The 22347-nt window shown below is 70.7% G+C and carries 25 protein-coding genes and 1 pseudogene; 10 read left to right on the forward strand and 16 right to left on the reverse strand.

What is annotated here, in order from left to right; genetic code table 11:
• Positions 1–32: 32 nt before the first annotated feature.
• The 4 genes from sdhC to D0D28_RS19395 are packed head-to-tail and all read left to right on the forward strand — an operon-like array spanning position 33 to position 3499.
• Positions 33–488 (forward strand): succinate dehydrogenase, cytochrome b556 subunit, encoded by a 456-nt coding sequence (gene sdhC, locus D0D28_RS19380; protein ID WP_094004019.1) that lies wholly within the window; start codon positions 33–35, stop codon positions 486–488.
• A gap of 2 nt (positions 489–490) precedes the next feature.
• Positions 491–910 (forward strand): succinate dehydrogenase hydrophobic membrane anchor subunit, encoded by a 420-nt coding sequence (locus D0D28_RS19385; RefSeq protein WP_116111526.1) that lies wholly within the window; start codon positions 491–493, stop codon positions 908–910.
• A gap of 28 nt (positions 911–938) precedes the next feature.
• Positions 939–2726, forward strand: coding sequence for a succinate dehydrogenase flavoprotein subunit (sdhA, locus tag D0D28_RS19390; RefSeq protein ID WP_116111527.1), 1788 nt, complete (start codon positions 939–941; stop codon positions 2724–2726).
• Complete coding sequence (locus tag D0D28_RS19395) at positions 2726–3499, forward strand: succinate dehydrogenase iron-sulfur subunit (protein ID WP_017986767.1); 774 nt, start codon at positions 2726–2728, stop codon at positions 3497–3499. The genes sdhA and D0D28_RS19395 overlap by 1 nt, the downstream gene beginning before the upstream one ends.
• Before the next feature lie 52 nt (positions 3500–3551).
• Here the strand turns inward: D0D28_RS19395 and D0D28_RS19400 are convergent, their stop codons facing one another.
• The 4 genes from D0D28_RS19400 to D0D28_RS19410 form a co-directional block, all read right to left on the reverse strand.
• Positions 3552–5324, reverse strand: coding sequence for a vWA domain-containing protein (locus D0D28_RS19400; RefSeq protein WP_205413305.1), 1773 nt, complete (start codon positions 5322–5324; stop codon positions 3552–3554).
• A 108-nt stretch (positions 5325–5432) separates the two neighbouring features.
• Positions 5433–5591 (reverse strand): hypothetical protein, encoded by a 159-nt coding sequence (locus tag D0D28_RS37680; RefSeq protein ID WP_369806766.1) that lies wholly within the window; start codon positions 5589–5591, stop codon positions 5433–5435.
• Between the two features lie 32 nt (positions 5592–5623).
• Entirely contained in the window at positions 5624–5923 is a 300-nt protein-coding gene (locus tag D0D28_RS36880) for a transposase (RefSeq protein WP_233157108.1), read from the reverse strand.
• A gap of 52 nt (positions 5924–5975) precedes the next feature.
• A complete protein-coding gene (locus D0D28_RS19410) occupies positions 5976–6209 on the reverse strand; it encodes an SCO4848 family membrane protein (RefSeq protein ID WP_167481562.1) in 234 nt (77 codons plus the stop codon).
• A gap of 73 nt (positions 6210–6282) precedes the next feature.
• Here D0D28_RS19410 and D0D28_RS19415 point away from each other — a divergent pair, with 73 nt between their 5' ends.
• Positions 6283–7491 (forward strand): D-alanyl-D-alanine carboxypeptidase family protein, encoded by a 1209-nt coding sequence (locus D0D28_RS19415; RefSeq protein WP_116111535.1) that lies wholly within the window; start codon positions 6283–6285, stop codon positions 7489–7491.
• Positions 7492–7497: 6 nt separating this feature from the next.
• On the opposite strand, the gene yhjD is transcribed toward D0D28_RS19415, so the two are convergent.
• From yhjD to D0D28_RS19440, 5 genes are all read right to left on the reverse strand, one after another.
• A complete protein-coding gene (yhjD, locus tag D0D28_RS19420; protein ID WP_094004012.1) occupies positions 7498–8502 on the reverse strand; it encodes an inner membrane protein YhjD in 1005 nt (334 codons plus the stop codon).
• 65 nt (positions 8503–8567) lie between these two features.
• A complete protein-coding gene (gene trpS, locus D0D28_RS19425) occupies positions 8568–9596 on the reverse strand; it encodes a tryptophan--tRNA ligase (protein ID WP_094004011.1) in 1029 nt (342 codons plus the stop codon).
• A 131-nt stretch (positions 9597–9727) separates the two neighbouring features.
• Positions 9728–10030, reverse strand: a complete 303-nt coding sequence (locus D0D28_RS19430; protein WP_369806764.1) for a hypothetical protein — start codon at positions 10028–10030, stop codon at positions 9728–9730.
• A gap of 300 nt (positions 10031–10330) precedes the next feature.
• Positions 10331–10744: a pyridoxamine 5'-phosphate oxidase family protein gene (locus D0D28_RS19435; protein ID WP_094004009.1), complete on the reverse strand. Its 414-nt coding sequence runs from the start codon at positions 10742–10744 to the stop codon at positions 10331–10333.
• 73 nt (positions 10745–10817) lie between these two features.
• Positions 10818–11633, reverse strand: a complete 816-nt coding sequence (locus tag D0D28_RS19440) for an exodeoxyribonuclease III (protein ID WP_094004008.1) — start codon at positions 11631–11633, stop codon at positions 10818–10820.
• A gap of 38 nt (positions 11634–11671) precedes the next feature.
• On the opposite strand from D0D28_RS19440, the gene D0D28_RS19445 reads away from it, so the two are divergent.
• A complete protein-coding gene (locus D0D28_RS19445) occupies positions 11672–12406 on the forward strand; it encodes an MBL fold metallo-hydrolase (RefSeq protein ID WP_116111528.1) in 735 nt (244 codons plus the stop codon).
• 2 nt (positions 12407–12408) lie between these two features.
• Here the strand turns inward: D0D28_RS19445 and D0D28_RS19450 are convergent, their stop codons facing one another.
• The 4 genes from D0D28_RS19450 to D0D28_RS19465 all read right to left on the reverse strand — a co-directional run bounded on the left by D0D28_RS19450 (position 12409) and on the right by D0D28_RS19465 (position 15174).
• On the reverse strand, positions 12409–12726 hold the full coding sequence (locus D0D28_RS19450; RefSeq protein ID WP_094004006.1) for an SH3 domain-containing protein: 318 nt from the start codon (positions 12724–12726) through the stop codon (positions 12409–12411).
• A 94-nt stretch (positions 12727–12820) separates the two neighbouring features.
• Positions 12821–13468 (reverse strand): hypothetical protein, encoded by a 648-nt coding sequence (locus tag D0D28_RS19455; protein WP_162831121.1) that lies wholly within the window; start codon positions 13466–13468, stop codon positions 12821–12823.
• Between the two features lie 12 nt (positions 13469–13480).
• Complete coding sequence (locus D0D28_RS19460; protein WP_116111530.1) at positions 13481–13672, reverse strand: hypothetical protein; 192 nt, start codon at positions 13670–13672, stop codon at positions 13481–13483.
• 278 nt (positions 13673–13950) lie between these two features.
• Positions 13951–15174 (reverse strand): NADP-dependent isocitrate dehydrogenase, encoded by a 1224-nt coding sequence (locus tag D0D28_RS19465; RefSeq protein ID WP_094004003.1) that lies wholly within the window; start codon positions 15172–15174, stop codon positions 13951–13953.
• Positions 15175–15364: 190 nt separating this feature from the next.
• Between D0D28_RS19465 and D0D28_RS19470 the strand changes: the two genes are divergently transcribed.
• The gene (locus D0D28_RS19470; protein ID WP_094004002.1) at positions 15365–15937 is read left to right on the forward strand and encodes an HhH-GPD-type base excision DNA repair protein; all 573 of its coding nucleotides are present in this window, start codon (positions 15365–15367) and stop codon (positions 15935–15937) included.
• Here D0D28_RS19470 and D0D28_RS19475 read toward each other — a convergent pair whose 3' ends face one another.
• Complete coding sequence (locus D0D28_RS19475) at positions 15938–16198, reverse strand: Prokaryotic metallothionein (protein ID WP_094004001.1); 261 nt, start codon at positions 16196–16198, stop codon at positions 15938–15940.
• Positions 16199–16333: 135 nt separating this feature from the next.
• On the opposite strand from D0D28_RS19475, the gene D0D28_RS19480 reads away from it, so the two are divergent.
• The gene (locus D0D28_RS19480) at positions 16334–16534 is read left to right on the forward strand and encodes a DUF1918 domain-containing protein (protein WP_094004040.1); all 201 of its coding nucleotides are present in this window, start codon (positions 16334–16336) and stop codon (positions 16532–16534) included.
• A 165-nt stretch (positions 16535–16699) separates the two neighbouring features.
• Positions 16700–17875, forward strand: coding sequence for an MFS transporter (locus D0D28_RS19485; RefSeq protein ID WP_094004000.1), 1176 nt, complete (start codon positions 16700–16702; stop codon positions 17873–17875).
• 2 nt (positions 17876–17877) lie between these two features.
• Here D0D28_RS19485 and D0D28_RS19490 read toward each other — a convergent pair whose 3' ends face one another.
• Together D0D28_RS19490 and D0D28_RS19495 are read right to left on the reverse strand one after the other, a co-directional pair.
• Complete coding sequence (locus D0D28_RS19490) at positions 17878–18174, reverse strand: DUF3017 domain-containing protein (RefSeq protein WP_094003999.1); 297 nt, start codon at positions 18172–18174, stop codon at positions 17878–17880.
• Entirely contained in the window at positions 18155–19021 is an 867-nt protein-coding gene (locus D0D28_RS19495) for a bifunctional methylenetetrahydrofolate dehydrogenase/methenyltetrahydrofolate cyclohydrolase (protein ID WP_205413306.1), read from the reverse strand. Before D0D28_RS19495 ends, D0D28_RS19490 begins: the two co-directional genes overlap by 20 nt.
• A gap of 162 nt (positions 19022–19183) precedes the next feature.
• On the opposite strand from D0D28_RS19495, the pseudogene D0D28_RS36885 reads away from it, so the two are divergent.
• Positions 19184–22347, forward strand: a pseudogene (locus tag D0D28_RS36885) (hypothetical protein); the annotation flags it as partial.

Raw genomic sequence — 22347 nt, forward strand, 5'->3', positions numbered from 1 at the left:
AGTCCAACCACGACGTTGGAGGCCGTACACCGATGTCCACCACGGCGAGCACCGCCGCCGACCAGACGGCGGCGGAGGCGAGCGATCGGGCGGGTGCCTCACGCCGGAGCGGGACCTTCTACCGGGGCGACCCGGGCATGTGGTCCTGGGTCCTGCACCGGATCACGGGCGTGCTCACCTTCTTCTTCCTGTTCGTCCACGTCCTCGACACCGCGCTGGTCCGGGTTTCCCCCGACACCTACAACGAGGTCATCGAGACCTACAAGACCCCGCTGGTCAACCTCATGGAGGTGGGCCTGGTCGGCGCCGTGCTGTTCCACGCGCTGAACGGCATCCGGGTCATGCTGGTCGACTTCTGGTCGAAGGGCACGAAGTACCAGAAGCACATGCTGTGGACGATCGCCGTCGTCTGGGTGCTCGTCATGATCCCCGGCGCGATCGCGATGATGTGGCGCACGGTGTCGGTGATGTTCGGAGGCGGAGAGTAGAGATGGCGACCGAAACCCTCGCGCTCGACAAGCCGCGCTCGCCGCGGCGCCCCGCCGCCCGCCGCAGCAACTTCGAGCTCTACAGCTGGCTGTTCATGCGGATCTCCGGCCTCGCGCTGGTCGTCCTGGTGCTCGGCCACCTGTTCATCATGAACATCCTCGACGGCGGCGTGCACCGCATCAACTGGGGCTTCGTCGCCGGCCGCTGGTCCTCGCCGTTCTGGCAGACGTGGGACCTGCTGATGCTGTGGCTGGCCCAGCTGCACGGCGGCAACGGCCTGCGCACGATCATCGACGACTACGTCCGCAAGGACAGCACGCGCTTCTGGCTGAAGATCGTGCTCTACGTCTCGATGGTCCTCATCCTGTTCGTGGGCACCCTGGTGATCTTCACCTTCGACCCCGACATGGCCGGCAGCTGACCCACCACCACCCGAGGAAGAAGCGGACATGCAGTTCCACAAGTACGACGTGGTGATCGTGGGCGCCGGTGGCGCCGGTATGCGCGCCGCCATCGAGTCGGGCCAGCGCGCCCGCACCGCGGTCCTCACCAAGCTCTACCCGACCCGCTCCCACACCGGCGCGGCCCAGGGCGGCATGTGCGCCGCGCTGGCCAACGTCGAAGAGGACAACTGGGAGTGGCACACCTTCGACACGGTCAAGGGCGGCGACTACCTGACCGACCAGGACGCGGCGGAGATCATGGCCAAGGAGGCCATCGACGCCGTGCTCGACCTGGAGAAGATGGGCCTGCCGTTCAACCGGACGCCGGAAGGCAAGATCGACCAGCGCCGGTTCGGCGGGCACACCCGTGACCACGGCAAGGCCGCGGTGCGCCGGGCCTGCTACGCGGCCGACCGCACCGGTCACATGATCCTGCAGACGCTGTACCAGAACTGCGTCAAGCACGGGATCGAGTTCTTCAACGAGTTCTACGTGCTCGACATGATCACCACCGAGACCGAGAACGGGCCCGTCGCCACCGGCGCCGTCGCCTACGAACTCGCGACCGGCGAGATCCACGTCTTTCAGGCGAAGGCGGTCGTGTTCGCCACCGGTGGCTTCGGCAAGGTCTTCAAGACCACGTCGAACGCGCACACCCTCACCGGTGACGGCATGGGCATCTACTACCGCAAGGGCCTGCCGCTGGAGGACATCGAGTTCTACCAGTTCCACCCGACCGGCCTGGCCGGCCTCGGCATCCTGCTCACCGAGGGCGCCCGCGGCGAGGGCGCGATCCTGCGCAACGCCTCGGGTGAGCGGTTCATGGAGCGCTACGCCCCGACCATCAAGGACCTCGCGCCGCGGGACATCGTCGCCCGGTCGATGGTCCTGGAGGTGCTGGAGGGCCGCGGCGCCGGCCCGCACAAGGACTACGTGCTCCTGGACTGCACGCACCTCGGCGCGGAGGTCCTGGAGACCAAGCTGCCGGACATCACCGAGTTCGCCCGCACCTACCTGGGCGTGGACCCGGTGAAGGAGCCGGTGCCGGTGTACCCGACCGCGCACTACGCGATGGGCGGCATCCCGACGAACGTGCACGGCGAGGCCCTGCTCGACAACGACACCGTCCTGCCCGGCGCTTACGCCGCCGGTGAGGTCGCGTGCGTGTCGGTGCACGGCGCGAACCGGCTGGGCACCAACTCGCTGCTGGACATCAACGTGTTCGGCCGCCGCGCCGGCATCGCCGCCGCCGAGTACGCCCTGGGCCACGACTTCGTCGAGCTGCCGGAGAACCCGGCCAAGATGGTCGAGGGCATGGTCGACCACCTGCGCACCGCGCACGGTGGCGAGCGGGTCACCGACATCCGCACCGAGCTGCAGCAGACCATGGACACCAACGCGGCCGTGTACCGCACCGAGGACACGCTGAAGACCGCGCTGACCGACGTCCAGCGGCTCAAGGAGCGCTACGGCCGGATCTCGATCCAGGACAAGGGCAAGCGGTACAACACCGACCTGCTCGAGGCGATCGAGCTGGGCTTCCTGCTCGACCTGGCCGAGGCCCTGGTCAACGCCGCCCTGGCGCGCAAGGAGTCCCGCGGCGGGCACGCCCGCGAGGACTACCCGAACCGGGACGACGTCAACTTCATGCGGCACTCGATGTCGTACAAGATTCTGCCGGACAAGCCAGACCCGGACGCCCCGCTGGGCATCAACGGGTTCATGGCCGACATCCGGCTGGACTACAAGCCGGTGACCTTCACCCGGTACGAGCCGATGGAGCGGAAGTACTGATGACCGCGGTAGCCGAACAGAACACCGTCAACGGGATTCCCGCGCCGGAGGGCTCGGTCACCATCACGGTGAAGATCCAGCGGTTCAACCCCGAGATCGACGACGCGCCGCACTGGGAGTCCTACGAGGTCCCGGCGCTGCCGACCGACCGGGTGCTGAACCTGCTGTTCAACATCAAGAACTACGTGGACGGCACGCTGTCGTTCCGCCGGTCGTGCGCGCACGGCATCTGCGGTTCGGACGCGATGCAGATCAACGGGATCAACCGGCTGGCCTGCAAGGTGCTGGTCAAGGACCTGCTGGCGAAGGACGGCAAGGAGACCACGGTCACCGTGGCTCCGATCAAGGGCCTGCCGACGCTGAAGGACCTCTACGTCGACATGGAGCCGTTCTTCGAGGCGTACCGGGCGGTGAAGCCGTACCTGATCACCTACGGCAACGAGCCCACGCGCGAGCGGATCCAGTCGGCGGCCGATCGCGAGCGGTTCGACGACACCACCAAGTGCATCCTGTGCGCGGCGTGCACCTCGTCGTGCCCGGTGTACTGGAACGACGGGTCGTACTTCGGCCCGGCGGCGATCGTCAACGCCCACCGGTTCATCTTCGACAGCCGTGACGAGGGTTCCGAGGAGCGGCTGGACATCCTCAACGACGCCGAGGGCGTGTGGCGCTGCCGCACGACGTTCAACTGCACCGACGCGTGCCCGCGTGGCATCCAGGTGACGAAGGCGATCCAGGAGGTCAAGCGCGCGCTGCTGTTCAAGCGCGTCTGAGTTTCCGGCGGCGAAGGCCCCCGTGCTCCTGGCGCGGGGGCCTTCGCCGCGTTCAGGCCCGTTTGCGGACCACGACGGTGATGACGCCGCCCAGGACGACGGCGCCCGCGCCGACGCCGAGCCAGATCGGCCAGGTCTCCGTCGGTTCCTCGGCTGCGACGAGCACCGGGGCCCTCTGGGCGGGCTTCTGGCTGGCGCCGGCGTAGGACGGGCCGTCCTCCGGCCGGCCGCCGATCGTCAGGTCGAGCGTGACCGGCACCGGGACGTCGTCGCCGGACGCGGCGGTGGAGCCCACCTTGATCGCGATGTAGTACCAGCCCGCCAGGGCCTGACTGCGCGCCGAGAAGGTGTCGGCGTGGCGGTTGTGGTACCGGACCGGAACGGTGGACAGCACGTCCTCGGTCGACGGCAGCGCCGCCGGCCGGCCCGTGAAGACCGTGGTGTCGGAGTCGATCTGCGCGCGGTACGGGTTGTACAGCGAGGTGGCGATGTTGGAGATGTTGTCCACGCCGCTGCCACCCGCCTGTCCGAAGTGGACCCGGTAGGCCAGCCCCTGGCCCCAGTCGAGCTTGACGCGGTAGAAGACGTACTCGCCCCGTTGCAGCGTGTCCCGGTAGCGGCCACTGCCCGGCAGCGTCGCCGCGACCGTGAACGACCCGCCGCCGGTCACCTCCCGGTCCGCGGACGGTTCGGTGAACGGGACCTTCGGCAGGACCGCCCTGCTGCCACCGTCGGTGACCGGCGGTTCGACGATGGTGAGCAGTTCGACCGGCAGCCGCTCCGGCACCCCGGCGGAGACGCGGTCCCAGGTGAGCGCGACGTAGTAGCGACCGCCGCCCTTGCACGTGCCGTCGTCGCCGTCCAGGGTGCGGGCGACGGTCAGCGCCTCGCCGTCGCTGGACATCGTGACCTGCTCGGTCTCGAACACGTGGCAGTCCTTGCCGCCGTCGGCGTAGAGGCGCAACTGCAGCGTGTTCATGTCCTGCGTGATCGAAACGCCGTCGATGCGCGGGAAGGAGATGGTGGCGCTGAAGTGGGCGGCGCCGCCCTCTGGCACGTCCACCGCGTAGTAGCGGGTCTCCTTCTGCCCGATGGTGTCCAGGTGCTGGCCGGGCTCGGCCACCGGTGCGTTGTCCCAGGTCGCGGTACCGGTGATCGGGGTGCCGGCGGGCTCGTAGGTGCGCAGGGCGGTCGCGGAGACGCGCGGCAGGATGCGCTCCAGGGTCTTGCCGTCGGGCGCGTCGGTGTAGGTGCCGCCGGTGACCTGCGCGATGCAGGTGAGCTGCGCACGGGACTTGGCGTCGACGGCGAAGCCGACCGCGTGCACGACGACCGTGGCGCCCTGGGCGGTCAGCTCGCGGGCGACCTCGCAGGGGTCGGGCGGGGCGCAGGTGTCCTCCCCGTCGGAGACGAGGACGATCGCGCGCGGGCCGGTGTCCGGGAGCGCGTCGGCGGCGGTGCGCAGGGCGGTGCCGATCGGGGTGTAGCCGCTGGGCTGGATGCCGTCGACGGCCGCGGTGAGGGCGGGCTTGTCGATGGCGCGGGGCGGGCTGAGGACCTGGACGTCCTGGCAGCCCTGCGGCTTCTCGGCGTCGGAGGAGCCGGTGCGGGTGCCGTAGACGGTGAGGCCGACCTGGGCTTGCGCGGGCGCCGACCCGATGAACCGGCGGAGCGCGGTCTTCGCGGCGTCCATCTTGGTGCCGCTGGTGGGGTCCGCCTGCTTCATGGAGCCGGACCCGTCGAGGACGAGCATGGTCGGGGCGTAGGTGGGCTCCTGCGCGTGAGCCGGGGCGAGCCCGAGCCCCAGCAGGCCCGCGACGGCCACCGGGAGAAGCTGCGAAAGCCGGAACATGGTCCCCCATCCGTGTGATCGATGCCGCTTGGATGCGATCGCAAACGAATGGGTTCCACCGGGTTTCGGCTAGTGCGTGTTTCATGAGCGGGGCAGCCACTCGTTGATCGAGGCGATTGTCAGTACCGCCTCGAAACGCACGGCGAGCTTGTCGTAGCGGGTGGCCACTGCCCGGTTGCGTTTGAGCCGGTTGATGCAGCACTCCACCTCCAGGATCGAACGCCGGCGGCGGCCACCCACACGGCCACGCCCGCCGCCGGTACCCCGCTTGGTCAGCCGGCACCGGGATCGTGGCCTTGATCCCACGACGCCCCAGGTAGCCACGGTTGGCTCGGGAGCTGCAGGCCGGGGGCGGCCGAGCCCGTGATCAGCAGGTTCGGCGTCGGTCCCGCCGGGCGGTTCGACCTGCGGATCCCCCTTTGCCGTGCGCACGGCCCATAGACCCGGGGGATGTCTTGCCAGGGTGCACCGATCCGGATCCGCCAGCGGATCCCGTTGATCAGCTGGCGTTTGGTCCACTTCGGCGGGCGGCCAGGGTTACTGCCGATGGGCAGCAGCGGTTCCAACGACACGCCGACACGATCCTCATCGGCATCACACCAGCTCCCAGCCTTGAAACACGCGCTAGGCGTCGGCCTTCTGCTTCGCGCGCAGGCCGCGCAGCCCGATGACCCCGATGATCGTGCCGAGGGCGAAGCTCACGATCGCCAGGATGAGGTGCACGACGAAGAACCCGGTGGCCGACCCGTCCGGCCCCCACGAGTTCTCGCTCGCCCACAGGTTCTTCACGAACGTGATCCAGATGACCCAGGACCAGATCCCGAAAGCCAGCAGGAACCACGCCACACGTCGAGACATGCTCCGAGTATCCCCCGATCGGATCGGGGCGCCGCGCGGGGGAACCGGTACGCGCGTCCTCTAGCCTGCTTTGGTGCGACGCGGTTTTCTGCTCTCCCTCGTTCTGGTTGTGTTGTCCGGTCTCGTCCCGTTCGCGGGCACCGCGGCGGCCGCTCCCGCCGTGTGCCCGGACGCGGTCGTGCCGCCCCCGCCGGTGGACACCTCCGAACAGCCACCGCCCGGCGTGGCCGCGCCCGCTCCCCTGCCGGTGCCGAAGGCCGCGGTCGGCGGGGCGCGCATGGGCGAGTGCGGCGTGGTCCACCCGTCCGGCGCCGCGGTTCCGCCCGGCACCACCGCCGCGTCCTGGCTGGTGCAGGACCTCGACACGGGCGAAGTCCTCGCGGCGAAGAACCCGCACGCCCGCCAGCGCCCGGCGTCGCTGATCAAGACGCTGCTGGCGCTCGTGGTGATCCGCGAGCTGAAGCCGGAGCAGATCATCGTTCCGACGGTCGAGGACGCCAGCCAGGAGTGCACCTGCGTCGGCCTCGTCGCCGGCGGCCGGTACACCGTGGACCTGCTGCTGCACGGCCTGCTGATGCACTCCGGCAACGACGTCGCCCACGCCTTCGCCACCGCGCTGGGCGGGGTGCCAGCGACGGAGCGGAAGATGAACGACCTGGCCGCGGAACTGGGCGCGACGGACACCCGCGCGGCGACGCCGTCCGGGCTCGACGGGCCGGGCATGTCGGCGTCGGCCTACGACATGAGCCTGATCTTCAACTACGCCATGAAGCAGCCCGAGTTCGCCGCCTCGATCGCGACGCGCGCCGTGCAGATCCCGGCGCAGCCCGGCAAGCCCGCGTTCTCGATCGTCAACGACAACAAGCTGCTCGGCACGTACCCCGGTTTCCTCGGCGGGAAGACCGGCTTCACCGACGACGCCCGGCACACCTACGTCGGCGCCGCCGAACAGAACGGCCGGCGCGTCGCGGTGGTCCTGATGCGGGCCGAGAACCGCCCCACGCCCGTCGTGAACCAGGCCAAGGCGCTGCTGGACTACGGCTTCGCACTGGCCCGGACGAACGCTTCGCCGGTCGGGCACCTGGTGTCGCCGGCCGCGCCGGAGGTGACCGCGGACGGCGCCGCTTCGGATTCCGGCGTCGCGGACGCCGGGGTGGCGGTGGAGAAGGATCCCTTCGGGGTGACCGGGTGGATCCTGACGCTGGTGGTGGCGGTGATCATCGTGGCCGGGTTCGTGATCGGGCACCACCGCAAGAAGCGGCAGGGGCCGCAGGCCTCCTGACCGGCGCTACCGGCGCCGCCGGCCCAGCCAGGCCAGCACCGCGCCCGCGCTGAACGCTCCGGCCACCGCGCCCGCACCGGGGCCGCGCCGCACCTCCACCGTCGGCCGGATGACCGCCGGCGGTGGGGGTTCGACCGTCTGCACGAGGTTCTCCCGCGCCGTCGCCGTCCAGGCCGTGACGAAGAGCAGGAAGCGGGACACCAGGTTGGCGAACACCAGCAGACCGATGATCGGCCCGAACAGGGCCCCGCTCGGCGAGCTGGTCACGCTCGCCAGGTAGATCGAACCGACCTGCTTCAGCACCTCGAATCCCACCGAGGCGATCGCGGCGCCCTTGATCGCGCTGCGCGGCGACACCTTCTCCCGCGGCAGCCGCGACAGCACCCACAGGAACACCAGCATGTTGGCCAGCAGCGCCAGCAGGATCGTCGCCAGGCGCAGGATGAACAACGCCCACCCCTGGTCGTCCAGCCCCACCCACCGCAGGATCAGGTTGCCGACCCCGCCGCCGATCGCGGTCAGACCGAACGACACCACCAGCGCCAGCCCGAGCCCGGCGAGCGCGAGCAGGTCCTTGATCGTCGTCGAGACCAGCGGGCGGCTCTTCTTCTCCTGCCCCCACTGGGCGGTGAGCGCGTCCCGCAGGTTGCTCATCCAGCCGATCCCCGAGTACAGGGCCAGCAGCAGACCGAACACCCCGGTGGCGCCCCGCGACTTCAACGCCGTGTCGACGATGTTCGCGACGAAGTCCCCGATGCCCGCCGGCGTCGACGACACGATCCCGTCGCGCAGCTCGTTCAGGGCCGTCGCGTTGTTCGCCAGCACGAACCCGGCGATCGAGAACCCCACCATGAGCAGCGGAAACAGCGACAGCACGCTGAAGTACGTGATCGCCGCCGCGTAGTGGTTGCCGTAGCGCTCGCCGAACGCGTCGTTGGCTCGCACCAGGTGATCGAGCCACGGGTACTTCCGGCGCAGCCGCGGGACCAGCTTTTCCTTTTCGTCCGCCACGGGAAAACGCTAACGACCCGGTCCCGGCCCTGCAATTCGAGGCCGGAATAGGTCCATTGTGGACGTCAGCTCGCGGGCGGCAGGAACCCGACGCGGTCGAACACCCGCTCCAGCGTGCGCGCCGACACCGCACGGGCCTTTTCTGCGCCACGGGCCAGGATCTTGTCCAGTTCGGCCACATCGTCCAGATAGGACTGAACGCGCTCCTGGATCGGCGTGACCCATTCGACGAGGACCTCGGCCAGGTCCTTCTTCAGGTCGCCGTAGCCCTTGCCCGCGTACGCGGCCTCCAAGTCGGCGATGGTGCGGTCGGTCAGCGCCGAGTAGATCGACAGCAGGTTCGACACACCCGCCTTGTTCTCCCGGTCGAACACGATCTCGCGGCCGGTGTCGGTGACCGCCGAGCGGATCTTCTTCGCCGAGCGCTTCGGGTCCTCCAGCAGCTCGATGATGCCGTTCGGCGAAGACGCCGACTTGCTCATCTTCACCGCCGGGTCCTGCAGATCGTAGATCTTCGCCGTGCCCTGCACGATGTGCGGCTCGGGCACGGTGAACGTCTTGCCGAAGCGCTGGTTGAACCGCTGCGCCAGGTTGCGAGTCAGCTCCAGGTGCTGGCGCTGGTCCTCACCCACCGGCACCGCGTCCGCCTGGTAGATCAGGATGTCCGCGGCCATCAGCACGGGGTAGGTGAACAGGCCGACGCTGGCGTGGTCGGTGCCCTGCTTGGCCGCCTTGTCCTTGAACTGCGTCATGCGGCTGGCCTCGCCGAAGCCGGTCAGGCACTCCAGCACCCAGGACAGCTGCGCGTGCTCGGGCACCTGGCTCTGCACGAACAACGCGCTGCGCTCCGGGTCCACGCCGAGCGCGAGCAGCTGCGCGGCCGAGACCCGGGTGCGCTGCCGCAGCACCTTCGGGTCCTGCTCGACCGTGATCGCGTGCAGGTCGACGACCATGTAGAAGGTCTCGTGCGTGTCCTGCATGCGCACCCACTGGCGCAGGGCACCGAGGTAGTTGCCGAGGTGGAACGAGTCGGCGGTGGGCTGGATCCCGGACAGCACGCGCGGGCGGGCGGTGGTTTCTGGCGCTTCGGACACGACCTGGATTGTCGCAGGCGCCGCGGACGGCGATGGCAGCGAGGTCCGCCGCGGGACCGGTGCCCGCTGTGATCGCGGTCGCTCCGGGTTTTGCTCGTCGGCGCCCGGGTAACCGTCCGACCGCGGACGGGTCAGACCTGGGGACGCCGGTAGGGGGTCAGAGCCGGGCGCGTGGGCTCTTCGCAGGTCTCGACGATGACCGGGACGACCGCCTCCGCCTGGGCCTTGCGGCGCTGGCGCACGATGCCCAGGGCCATGCCGATGATGCCGAGCAGGACCGCGGCGAGGCCGACGGGACCGAGCAGGCCGAACGAGACACCGGCCGGTTCGGCCTGGGAAGCCGGTGCCGCCGAGGCGACGCCGGTGGTGGTCGCGGTCGCGAGGACCGCGAGGACCAGGCCGGCCCGCAGTACGTGCACTGTTCGGTTGCGCACCGGTGTGCCTCCTGAGACGAGACTGCCGTTCCAACGTCGCAGTCACCCTATTGGGCGACCGTTGCCAGCGTGAAAACTACCGACCGTGTCAAGGCCGATCGTTCTTGATCACGCGCGGGGCAGAGAGTAGCGCCCATCGGAGTGCCGGGGACACGGGGGTTCCACCCCCGCGCCCCGGCGCGACATCATCGCCGGTCAGACGGCTCGTCCGGCACAGCCCGCTCGGCAACCGGTTCGGTGCGCGGAAATCGGCGGGGACAGGACGACCCTGCGCGCGGGTCGCGCCCGCGCGCAGAGCGGTCAGGACTTGCTCTGGTCGTTGCTCAGCCACTTCTCCGGGCGCACCCGGACCAGCAGCGAGTTCTCCCCCAGCGCGCCGTCCACGTAGCTCCGCGCGTCGGGCTCCGGGAGGTAGCGGGAGGCGATCCCGAGGGCCTCCGCCCGCGTCGGCGGCTCGTCGCTGATCACGACGCTGCCCTCGACGGACACGTACTTGTACGGCCAGCTCTCGTCCTGCACGGTCAGGGTCAGCCGGCCCGCCTTGCGCACCAGCCTGTCCTTCACCGAACCGCGATCCATCCACAGCAGGACCTCGCCGCCGGGCCGGTAGTCGTACCAGATCGGCACGGCCAGCGGCGCCCGGCCGTCGCGCTCGACGGCCAGCACGGCGACGTGCACGCCCGCCAGGAAGGATTCACGTTCGGCCGGCGTCATCACGAATGACACGAGCTGCCCCCATTCAGTCGGTGTGCCATGGTCAACACCCGCACCCATCCGGGCATTCCGGCTATTCCGGGGAAAAGTCGAACGTCGCCGTCACCGGGGCGTGGTCGGACCAGCGCAGCTCGTAGCTCGGCGCCCGCTCCACCACCAGCGACGTGCACGTTTCGGCCAGACCGGGCGTGGTGACCAGGTAGTCGATGCGCCAGCCCGCGTCGTTGTCGAACGCCTTGCCGCGGTAGGACCACCACGTGTACGGGCCGGGGCCCTCCGGGTCGAGCCTGCGCTGCACGTCCACGTACCCGGCCTCGCCGAACACGCGGCTCATCCAGGCGCGCTCCTCGGGCAGGAAGCCGGAGTTCTTCTGGTTGCCCTTCCAGTTCTTCAGGTCGATCTCGGCGTGCGCGATGTTCCAGTCACCGCCCACGACGACCTCGCACCCGGCCGCCTCGGCCTTGCCGCGCAACTCCACCAGGTAGGGCAGGAACGCGGCCATGAACCGCTCCTTCTCCTCCTGCCGCGGCGTGCCCACGTCACCGCTGGGCAGGTACAGGCTCGCCACGACCACGCCCGGTAGGTGCACCTCGAGGTAGCGCCCGCTGTCCTCGAACTCCGCCGCGCCGAACCCGACGCGCACCTCGGACGGCTCGGCCCGGCTGTAGACCGAGACGCCGTTGCGGCCCTTCACGGCCGAGGGCGCGTGGTGCGCGTGCCACCCCTCGGGCGCGACGACGTCCCTGGGCAGCTGCCCGGCCTCGGCGCGCACCTCCTGGCAGAGGATCACGTCGGACCCGCTGGCCGCGAGCCACTCGACGAACCCCTTCTTGGCGGCGGCGCGCATGCCGTTGACGTTGACTGTGGAGACGGTGAACACGGCACGCACGCTACCTGCCACCCCCGACAATCCTGGACACTGCCGCCATGAGCGCACTGACCGTCCTCGGCAGCTGCGGGGCGTGGCCGGAACCGGGCCGCGCCTGCGCCGGCTTCGTGCTGTCCCACCAGGGTTTCCGGATCGTCCTGGACCTCGGCTACGGCACCATCGGCCCGCTGCTCGGGCACTTCCCGCGGGGCGAGGTCGACGCGGTGATCGTCACGCACCGCCACCCCGACCACTGCGTGGACGTGAGCGCTCTCGCCCGCGTGCGGCACTACGAGGCCGCCGGCGAGCCGAAGATCCCCCTGTACTGCGAACCCGGCGTCCTGGACGTGCTGCGCGCGCTGGAACCCCGGCCCGACCCGGCAGCGGTCTTCGACGTGCACGACCTCGGCCGCCCGGCGCGGATCGGGCCCTTCTCGCTCACCCCGTTCCCGCTGCCGCACCACGTCCCGGACTACGGCGTCCGGCTCACGGCCCCGGGCCTCACCGTGGCTTACACCGGCGACTGCGGCCCCACCGAAGCGCTACGCGAACTCGCGCGCGACGCCGACCTCTTCATCGCCGACGCCACGCTGCCGGAGGAACCGGAAGGCAGCCCACGCAACGTCATGACCGCCACGGAGGCGGCGACCTGGGCGGCGGCCGGGGGCGCCCGCCGGCTGTTGCTGACCCACTTCTGGCCGGGCAGCGATCGCGTGGTCTCCGCGACGCGGGCGCGTGCCGCGTTCGGCGGTGACGTGATCGTCGCCGAGGAGGGACTCGTCGTGGCGCTGTGACTTCAGCAGTTGCCGCTGACCGGCCGCAGGTACTCCGTCTTCGCCCACTTGTTCTCGGCGATCTTGCGGAACCCGTTCTGGACCTCGGCCTGGGCGTCGGTCTCGGCGTTCTGGTTGAACTTGCCCACGATGTCCGCGCCGGTGTCCGGGGCGGCCCGCACGTTGAGCACGTCCGCCGTCACCGTGACGCGGCAGCCGGCCGAGCCGCCGCCGGTGGCGCCCTCGGAGACCTGCTTGTCGGTGCCCATCAGGTAGATCAGCCCGACGCCGGCCAGGATCGCGACGATGATCAGTGCCCGCTTAGGGATGCCCAGGAACACGGGAACTCCTCACCAGCTCACTTGCGTTCCGGGTAAGGGTAGCCACACTTCAGCAGCCGGGACAGGGCCGCGCGGGCGAACCACCCGAGAGGCGTCACGACGCGGGCACGCTCGGTGACCAGACGCTGTGGTGCCGCACCACGTGAGTGCCGGCGCGGCTCAGGAGGGCGACGGTGACCGGGTCCCGGTACGGATCGAACGGGCGCTGCACCTTCCACAGGTGGTCGGACAGGGCCTTCGCCAGCTGCCCGGCCGTGCCGGACCCGCGCACGGTCAGGACGCTCAACGACAGGATCCGCTCACCCGCGGCACGGCACACGACGTCGACGCGCGCCCGCGCCAGGCCGGTCAGCCGCAACGCGCCGAGGACCAGCCCGCACACCAGCAGCGCGATCACCTCCAGCAGCGCGAACGGCAGCAGCACCAGCCAGACGAGGATCTGCAGGCCCACGACGAGCGCTTCGAGAGCCTGCCCGGCGAGCCCGGCGACCAGCGGCAGCGGCGCGAGGTAGAGCCACTGCCAGCCGCGGATTTCCCGGTCGTGCTGGGACTTGCGCTGGTCCCGGCGTTCGTGGCGCCACTCCGCGGGTGTGCGCCGCGGCCTCGGCGGCGCGAACCGGTAGCGCTTGTAGTCGCCGGCCGGGATGTTCACCGGCTGGATGACACGCTGCCACGGCGCGAACCGGCGCGTCACGGTCCAGACGTGGTTGTCGGGATGGATCACCTGCACGAGGGCAGTCATACCCGACGCGGTTCAGCTCGGCGCGACTGCCCGCAGGCCGTTGTGACGCGCCGCCACCCCGGACAGCGCGGCCTCGACATCGTCCGTCACTTCCGCGAAGTCCAGATCGGACCGTGCCCGGAGTGCCCGGGCCACCTCGATCCACGCCAACGAGGAGGCGGCCAGGAGCGCGTTCCGGTCGTGGTACCGGTCGATCGTGTCCACGAGCCGCCCGGATCCGGCCTCCCGAACCCCCGCTTGATCAGCGCACTGCTGTCCAGGTAGACGCGCATCAGATTCGATCGTCGCGATCGAGGAGGTCGAGCGAGTACACACCTTCGTCGAACGTCTGCTCCGGCGTTACCCGACGGTACGGGCTCCTCGGCGGCCGCACCTTACCCGTGCGCAGGAGAAGTTCCGGTACCACCGCGCCCGGGGCACGGAAAAGCCCGGCCACCGAAACGGTGACCGGGCCTCTCGCTGTGGCCGGGAAGAACGCGGACTCAGCCCTGGGCGATCTTCGCCGCCAGGTTCTCGTCCAGGGTCGCCAGGAACTCCTCCGTCGTCTGGAACGGCTGGTCCTTGCCGACGAGCAGCGCCAGGTCCTTGGTCATCTTGCCGCTCTCGACGGTCTCGATGACGACCTGCTCGAGCTTGTTGGCGAAGCCCACCAGCTCGGAGTTGCCGTCCAGCTTGCCGCGGTGCTCGAGACCCCGGGTCCACGCGAAGATCGACGCGATCGGGTTCGTCGAGGTCGGCTTGCCCTGCTGGTGCTGGCGGTAGTGCCGGGTGACCGTGCCGTGCGCGGCCTCGGCTTCCACGGTCTTGCCGTCCGGCGTGCGCAGCACCGAGGTCATCAGGCCCAGCGAGCCGAAGCCCTGCGCCACGGTGTCGGACTGCACGTCACCGTCGTAGTTCTTGCACGCCCAGACGTAGCCGCCCTCCCACTTCAGCGAGGCGGCGACCATGTCGTCGATCAGGCGGTGCTCGTAGGTCAGGCCCTTGGCGTCGAAGTCGGCCTTGAACTCGTTGTCGAAGATCTCCTGGAAGGTGTCCTTGAACATGCCGTCGTAGGCCTTCAGGATGGTGTTCTTCGTCGACATGTAGACCGGCATGCCGCGGTCCAGGCCGTACTGCAGCGAGGCGCGCGCGAAGTCCTCGATCGACTTGCGGTAGTTGTACATGCCCATCGCGACGCCGCCACCCTCCGGGTAGCGGGCGACCTCGAACTCGATCGGCTCGGAGCCGTCCTCGGGCACGTACGTCATGGTCACCGTGCCGGGGCCGGGGACCTTGAAGTCGGTGGCCTTGTACTGGTCACCGTGCGCGTGACGGCCGATGATGATCGGCTTCGTCCAGCCCGGGACCAGCCGCGGGATGTTGGAGATGATGATCGGCTCACGGAAGACGACGCCGCCGAGGATGTTGCGGATGGTGCCGTTGGGGCTCCGCCACATCTTCTTCAGGCCGAACTCCTCGACCCGGGCCTCGTCCGGGGTGATGGTGGCGCACTTGACGCCGACGCCGTGCTTCTTGATGGCGTTCGCGGAATCGATCGTGACCTGGTCGTCAGTCCGGTCCCGCTCCTCGATGCCGAGGTCGTAGTACTCGAGGTTGATGTCGAGATACGGGTGGATCAGCTTGTCCTTGATGAACTTCCAGATGATGCGAGTCATCTCGTCGCCGTCGAGTTCTACGACGGTGCCCTCGACCTTGATCTTGGCCATGAGCCGCGGTGCTCCTCTCGCGGATCTGCGCGTGTCTGTGCAGCACGTCTATGCGGTACAAGCGTACTGCTATTGAGCGACCAACGCCTTAAGTGGTGACGTACCTCAGTCTCGCAAAGGCCGGAAGTGGCCGAAGTCACGGCCCCGCTCGGGAGTGCGGGCCGTCCCACGCGGGTGTCACTATTGGCCCATGCCGAAGAAGCTCCGTCTCACCGGTGACCCCGACGCGGACGCCCTCCTCTCCGCGGACCCGTTCGCCCTCCTCACGGGCATGCTCCTGGACCAGCAGATCGCCATGGAGACGGCGTTCATCGGGCCCAAGAAGATCGCCGACCGCATGGACGGCTTCGACGTGCGCAAGATCGCCGAGTCCGACCTCGACGAGTTCGTCGAGCTGTGCGTGACCCCGCCGGCCATCCACCGGTACGGCGGCTCCATGGCGCGCCGCGTGCACGCGCTCGCCAACCACATCGTGGAGCACTACGACGGCAAGACCGACCGCATCTGGAAGCAGGGCAAACCGGACGGCAAGGAGGTCCTGCGCCGCCTCAAGGAGCTGCCCGGCTACGGCGACCAGAAGGCCCGGATCTTCCTCGCGTTGCTCGGCAAGCAGCGCGGGGTCCAGCCCGAGGGCTGGCGCGAGGCCGCCGGCGCCTACGGCGAGGACGGCTCGCGCCGCTCGATCGCCGACGTCGTCAGCCCGGAGACCCTCGCCGAGGTCCGCGCCTTCAAGAAAGCCGCCAAGGCCGCCGCGAAGAGCTGATCAGCCGGGGTGGGCGCCGACCGTGTCGCGGATTTCGGCGCCCAGCCCCGAACCGCTGCCCCGCGCGCAGTGCGCGCAGCAGAAGAACCGGCCCTCGACCTCGACGCCGTGCCCGAGGATCCGGCATCCGCAGTGCTCACACGACGGGGCGATTTTCTGCGCCGCGCATTCGATGCTGTCGAACGTGTAGGTGTCCCCGCTGACCGTCCGGACCTCGAAGGACATCCAGTAGTCGTTTCCGCAGACCACGCAGGTAGCCATCGTCGGAACTCCTTTTCGCGTCGGGATGAATCGAAGCCTGCTCGCCTCCCGGATACCCGGCAACTTGATCAATTCCCGTCCGGTGACAATTGCCGGTCGTCCGATTTACCCTGGTTCCCGCGGAGGTGGTCGATGATGCACGCAGCCGTAGGAGACCGGATCCTCGTCCACGGTCGCACCGTCGGGGCGGCCGAACAGCGCGGCGAGATCGTCGAAGTCCGCGGGGAGAACGGCGGACCGCCCTACCTCGTCCGCTTCGCCGACGGCCACGAAGGCCTGATCTTCCCCGGCTCGGACTGCGAGGTCAGTCACGACCAGCAGGAAAACAACGCCTGACCAGGCGCGTTACGTGGGAATGGTCACCCGGGTAGCGGGATGACAACGAGCCCCCGCCTGGTTGAGACTGGTTGACGGACAGCTCGTGCCGCCATGGACGGCGATGGGCTGTCCTTATTCATGCCTCGTGACTGTATCGATGCAGACATCCTCGAAAGGAGTACCGTGCCCATCGCGCTGCTCGCGCTCGCCGTCGGTGCCTTCGGTATCGGCACCACGGAATTCGTCATGATGGGTGTCCTTCCGCAGACGGCCGCGACGTTCGGGGTGGACATCCCGACCGCGGGCCACCTCATCTCCGCCTACGCGCTCGGCGTGGTCGTCGGGGCGCCGCTGCTGACCGCGGTCGCCGTGCGGCTGCCGCGCAAGACGATGCTGCTGGCGATGATGGCGCTGTTCACGGCGGGCAACCTGCTGTTCGCCGTCGCGCCGAACCAGGAGTTCGGCGTGGTCTTCCGGTTCCTCGCCGGACTGCCGCACGGCGCGTTCTTCGGCGCCGGCGCGGTCGTGGCGTCGAGCCTCGTCGAACCCGGCGACCGCGCGAAGGCCGTGTCGATGATGTTCCTCGGCCTGACCCTGGCCAACGTCGTGGGCGTGCCGCTGGGCACGCTGCTCGGCCAGCAGGTCGGCTGGCGGTTCACCTTCGGTGTCGTCGCGCTGATCGGCCTGGTCGCCGTGCTGGCGATCGCGAAGCTGGTGCCGCACCAGGGCCGTCCGGAGTCGCCGTCGCTGCGCGGCGAGCTGGGCGCCTTCCGCCGCCCGCAGGTGTGGCTGGCACTGGCGATCGTGACCTTCGGGCTGGGCGGCGTGTTCGCCTGCCTGTCCTACGTGACGCCGATGATGACCGACGTCGCCGGCTACGACCCGCAGGCCGTGACCCTGCTGCTCGCGCTGGCCGGTGTCGGGATGACCATCGGCAACCTGCTCGGCGGGCGGCTGGCCGACAAGGCGCTGATGCCGAGCCTGTACGTCGCGCTGCTCGCGCTGGCCGCGGTGCTGGCGATCTTCACCGTCACCGCGCACGACAAGATCGGCGCCGCGATCACGATCTTCCTGGTCGGCATCGCCGGGTTCATGATCGGCCCGATGATGCAGACCCGCGTCATGGTCAAGGCCGGTGGGGCGCCGTCGATGGTGTCGGCCGCGGTGCAGTCGGCGTTCAACGTCGCCAACTCGATCGGCGCCTACCTGGGCGGCCTGGTCATCGCCGGCGGGCTCGGCCTGGTCTCGCCGAACTGGGTCGGCGCGGGCCTGGCCATCGTGGGCCTGACGATCGCCGTGGTGTCCGGTTCGCTGGACCGCCGCGAAGCCGCCCGGACCCCGGCGATGGCCGAGGCCTGACCTCAGGTGCCGAACGGTCCGTCGGTGATCGTGAAGGCCAGGAAGAGGATGAGCACGCCGAGCCCGGCGTAGCTGAGGACGTCCACCGGGCGGCCGCGGATGGCCAGCAGGCCGGCCCGCACGTCCGGCAGGACGGCCCGCAGTACCGCCGCCACGAGCAGGGCGCCGCCGATGATCGCGGCGCCCTGCCGCCAGTGGTACTGCCAGATCCGCAGCCCGGCGATCGCCACCAGCAGCATCACCAGGGCGAACGGGAGCTGTTCCAGGACGGCCGCGCGGTTACGCCGTGGCGAGTGCACGCTCGGCCGCCTCGACGACGTTGGTGACCAGCATCGCCCGGGTCATCGGGCCCACCCCGCCGGGGTTCGGCGACAGCCATCCGGCGACCTCGGCGACCGCCGGGTCCACGTCACCGGTGAGCTTGCCGTCGACGTGCGAGACGCCCACGTCGAGCACCGCCGCGCCCGGCTTGACCATGTCCGGCTTGATCAGGTGCGGCACGCCGGCGGCGGCGATCACGATGTCCGCGCGCTTGACCTCGGCCGCCAGGTCGCGGGTGCCGGTGTGGCACAGCGTCACGGTGGCGTTCTCGCTGCGGCGGGTCAGCAGCAGGCCCATCGTGCGGCCCACGGTGACGCCGCGGCCGACGACGGTGACGTTCGCGCCGGCGATCGGCACGTCGTGGCGCTTGAGCAGTTCGAGGATCCCGTACGGCGTGCAGGGCAGCGGCCCGGCCTCGTTGAGCACCAGCCGGCCGAGGCTGACCGGGGCGAGACCGTCGGCGTCCTTCTCCGGCGCGATGCGCTCCAGGATGCGGCCCGCGTCGAGGTGCCTGGGCAGCGGGAGCTGGACGATGTAGCCGTGGCAGGCCGGGTCGGCGTTGAGCTCGTCGATGACGGCCTCGAGCTTGTCCTGGCTGATGTCGCCGGGCAGGTCGCGGCGGATCGAGTTGACGCCGATCTTCGCGCTGTCCGCGTGCTTCATCCGGACGTAGGAGTGGGAGCCCGGGTCGTCGCCGACCAGGACGGTTCCCAGCCCGGGCGTCACGCCGCGCTCGGCCAGGGCGGCCACCCGCGGCTTGAGCTCGTCGAAGATGGCGTTCTTGGTCGCTTTGCCGTCGAGAACCGTCGCAGTCACGGCTTCCATTCTGGCAAAGGAATGAACTCGGCCTCACGCGAGGACGGCGGAGGACACTATGGGTAGTTCCGTTGAAACGCTTAGTACCTCGATTGATGTATCTGCACTGGTCATTGCCCCTATCGGTGCGGGCGGTGTGCAATCGGATCGGTGACCAGTCAAAATGGCCTGGTGGCGCAACCGACGACCCAGCTGAACGCGACCGAGCAGGACACACTGGTCAAGCAGATCGGACTGGCCCTGCTGCGGGCCGCTCCGCGGGACTGGCGGCGGGTGACCGCGACCTACCGGGCGGTCGGCCGCTACCACGAGCTGTCCGGTGAGGTCCTGCTCGAGGACGGGTCGGCCCAGGAGTGGATGGCCACCCACGACATCGCCACGCTGTTCGGCCGGTTGCGGGCCGGGATGTACCGCGAGGGCCGCGGCACCTGGTTCAACGCGCGTTACCAGCTCGACCACCCATCGAGCTACAACCTGGAGTACGACCGCGACGAGCCGCGGTGGGACCTGATGCCCCCGCCGCAGGCGTACGCGGACGAGCTGAGGATGTTCCCGCGCTCGGAGGACAACGTCCCGGAGTGGCTGATGCGCCGGATGGCCGGTCTCGCGCCCGAGCAGCCCGGCCCGCGCTTCCGGATCGCCCGGATCTTCGACGGCCACGAGCCCAGCGGCCGCCCGGTGCTCAACCGCCCGGAGCTGGACGCCGACGAGCAGCAGCGGGTGCTCGAGTACCTGAACAACGCGCCGGTCGTGCGGGCCGAGCGCGGGTTCGACCTGGACCGGCTGGCGCAGCAGCCCGCGGCGACCGTGCCGGTGGCCTTCCACACCGACGGGGTGTGGATCTGGCCGGCGGCGGTCAACTACTACCTGCAGGAGTACGGCGTCGCGCCGGAAGCCGAGCTGGTCGCGCACATCGCCGGCCACGGGCACACGCTGCCCGAGGTACCGGAGCAGACCGTGCAGGCCGCGGGCGCGTACCTGAGCCGGGGGCCCGCTCAGCCGGCGCGCCGGGTGCCGGAGCAGGCGCCGCCGCCTGCCGAGCCCGCGCCGGAGGCGGCCGTCGAGCAGCCGACCACGCTGACGCCGGTGATCGACCCGGAGGCCGGGCCGCCGACGATGCTGGTGCAGCCGGCGGTGCAGGACGCGGAGCCGGGGTCGGCTTCGGCTTCGGCCGAGGACGCCGGGGATGAGACGCGGACGTGGGACGCACGAGAAGCGTTCGCCGACGAGCCGCGCGGTGGTGCGGACGGGCGGACGTGGGAGCCGCGCGACGGTGTCGGCGGTGAGCCGGGCGGTTTTGCGGGACAGGAGCGCGTGGCCGCCGCGGACGAGGAGCCGACGGAGGGCCGCGGCTGGGACGGTCGCGAGGCCTACGCCGCGCAGGAAGGCGCGGAGGCGCGCGGCCCGGAGCGGTTCGGCGCCGAGGGGCCCGGCCAGCACGGCTACGGCCAGGAGGGGCCGGAGGCGCGTGGCGCAGAGCGCTTCGGCGCCGAGCGCGGCTTCAGCCAGGAGGGCGCGGAGGCACGCGGCCCGGAGCGGTTCGGTGCCGAGCACGGGCAGCACGGCTACAGCCCGGAAGGCTCGGAGGCGCGCTTCGGCGCGGAGGCCCCCGAGGGGCCGGGCCAGGGTGGGTTCAGTCAGGAGGGCCCAGAGGCACGCGGCCCGGAGCGCTTCGGCACCGAGGGCCGGGGGCAGCACGGCTACAGCCCGGAAGGCCCGGAGGCGCGCTTCGCCGCGGAGGCCCCCGAGGGGCGCGGCCAGCGCGACTTCGGCGGCCAGCATGGCCCGGAAGGTCCCGGCGAGCGCGGCTTCGCCGCGGAGGCGCCGGAGCGACGCGGCCAGCGCCGATTCGCCGAGCCCGAGAGCCCGGAAGGCCAGGAGGGTGGCGAGCGTGGCTTCGGCGGCCCCGAAGCGCCGGAGCGGCGCCCCAGGCCCGACGGCACGGAAGGGCCCGGCCAGCGCGCGTTCACCGGCCAGGAAACCCCGGAGGGCCGGGGCCAGCACGGCCTGACCGCCCAGGAGGGCCCCGAGCCTCGTGAACGCTCCCGCGGCCAAGGGGGGTTCGCCGGGCAGGAGCAGGCCGCCCCGGAGGGGCGCGGCCAGCACTCCGCGGCGCAGGAGGGGCTCGCCGGGCAGGCAACCGTGGCCGGGTTCGATCCCCGCGCTCCGGAACGCTTGGCGCCGGAAGGCCGTGGCGCGGCCGGGCAGGCGGACGTCCGCCGTCCGGAGGGCTTCGCCGCGGAGGCCCCGGAAGGCCGGCGCGCGTTCGCCGGCCCGGAAGGCCGGGAGCAGTACGGCATCGCCGACCAGGAAGGCCCCGACCAACGCGGCTTCACCGGCCAGGGAGGCTCCGACCAGCACGGCTTCGCCGACCAGGAAGGCCCCGACCAACGCGGCTTCACCGGTCCGGAAAGCCCCGGCCAGCGCGCCTTCACCGGACAGGGAAGCCCCAGCCAGCACGGCTTCGCCGATCAGGAGGACCCCGACCAACGCGGCATCGCCGGCCAGGGAGGCCCCGACCACCGCGACTTCGCCGGTCAGGAGGGACCCGGCCCACGCGGCTTCGCCGATCAGGAGGACCCCGACCAACGCGGCATCGCCGGCCAGGGAGGCCCCGACCACCGCGACTTCGCCGGTCAGGAGGGCCCCGGCCCACGCGGCTTCGCCGGTCCGGAGGGCCGCGACCCGCGCGGGTTCACCGGCCAGGAAGGCCGTGACCAGCGTGCCTTCGCCAGTGAGGAGGGGCCGGAGGGCCTCGTGGGTCATGAGGCCGCTCCGGAAGCACGGGGCTTCGGGTCCGCGCCGGGCGGCTTCGCTCCGCAGGGGGCACCGGCCTTCGCCGGGCCGGGGCCGCGCGGTGGGCGTCCGGCGCCCGACGGCCCGCCGACCATGCTCGCCCGCCCGGTGGCCCCGCCGTCCGGTCCCACCGAGCCTGCCCTGGACAACCTGCGCGCCAAGCTGTCCGACCTCGGCGTGCCGGACGCGGCCTACCGCATCGGCGAACCGGCCGAGCACGGCTGGAGCCTGGAGAAGGTCGACGACGGCTGGCGCGTCGGCTGGTACGACGAGACCCTGACGAGCCCCGCGGTCTTCGGCGACGCCGACGACGCGGCCGCGTTCATGCTCGGCAAGCTGCTGCTCAGCCCGGGTGGCCGCATCACGCCGCCCGCGCGGCCGGAGATGGACGCCACCGAGGTGCCGCGCACGCCGGCCCAGGAGCCGTCCGAGCCGCCGCGGCACGACCTGCCGCAGCGGGCTCTGTCCGACCGCCTCGACGAGCCGGACCCGGCCGGGCCGCCCACGATGCTGGCTCCCCCGGTCGCGCCGCCCCCGCC

The sequence above is a fragment of the Amycolatopsis ruanii genome, from assembly GCF_003385175.1.
GTDB classification, from domain to species: Bacteria; Actinomycetota; Actinomycetes; order Mycobacteriales; family Pseudonocardiaceae; genus Amycolatopsis_E; species Amycolatopsis_E thermalba.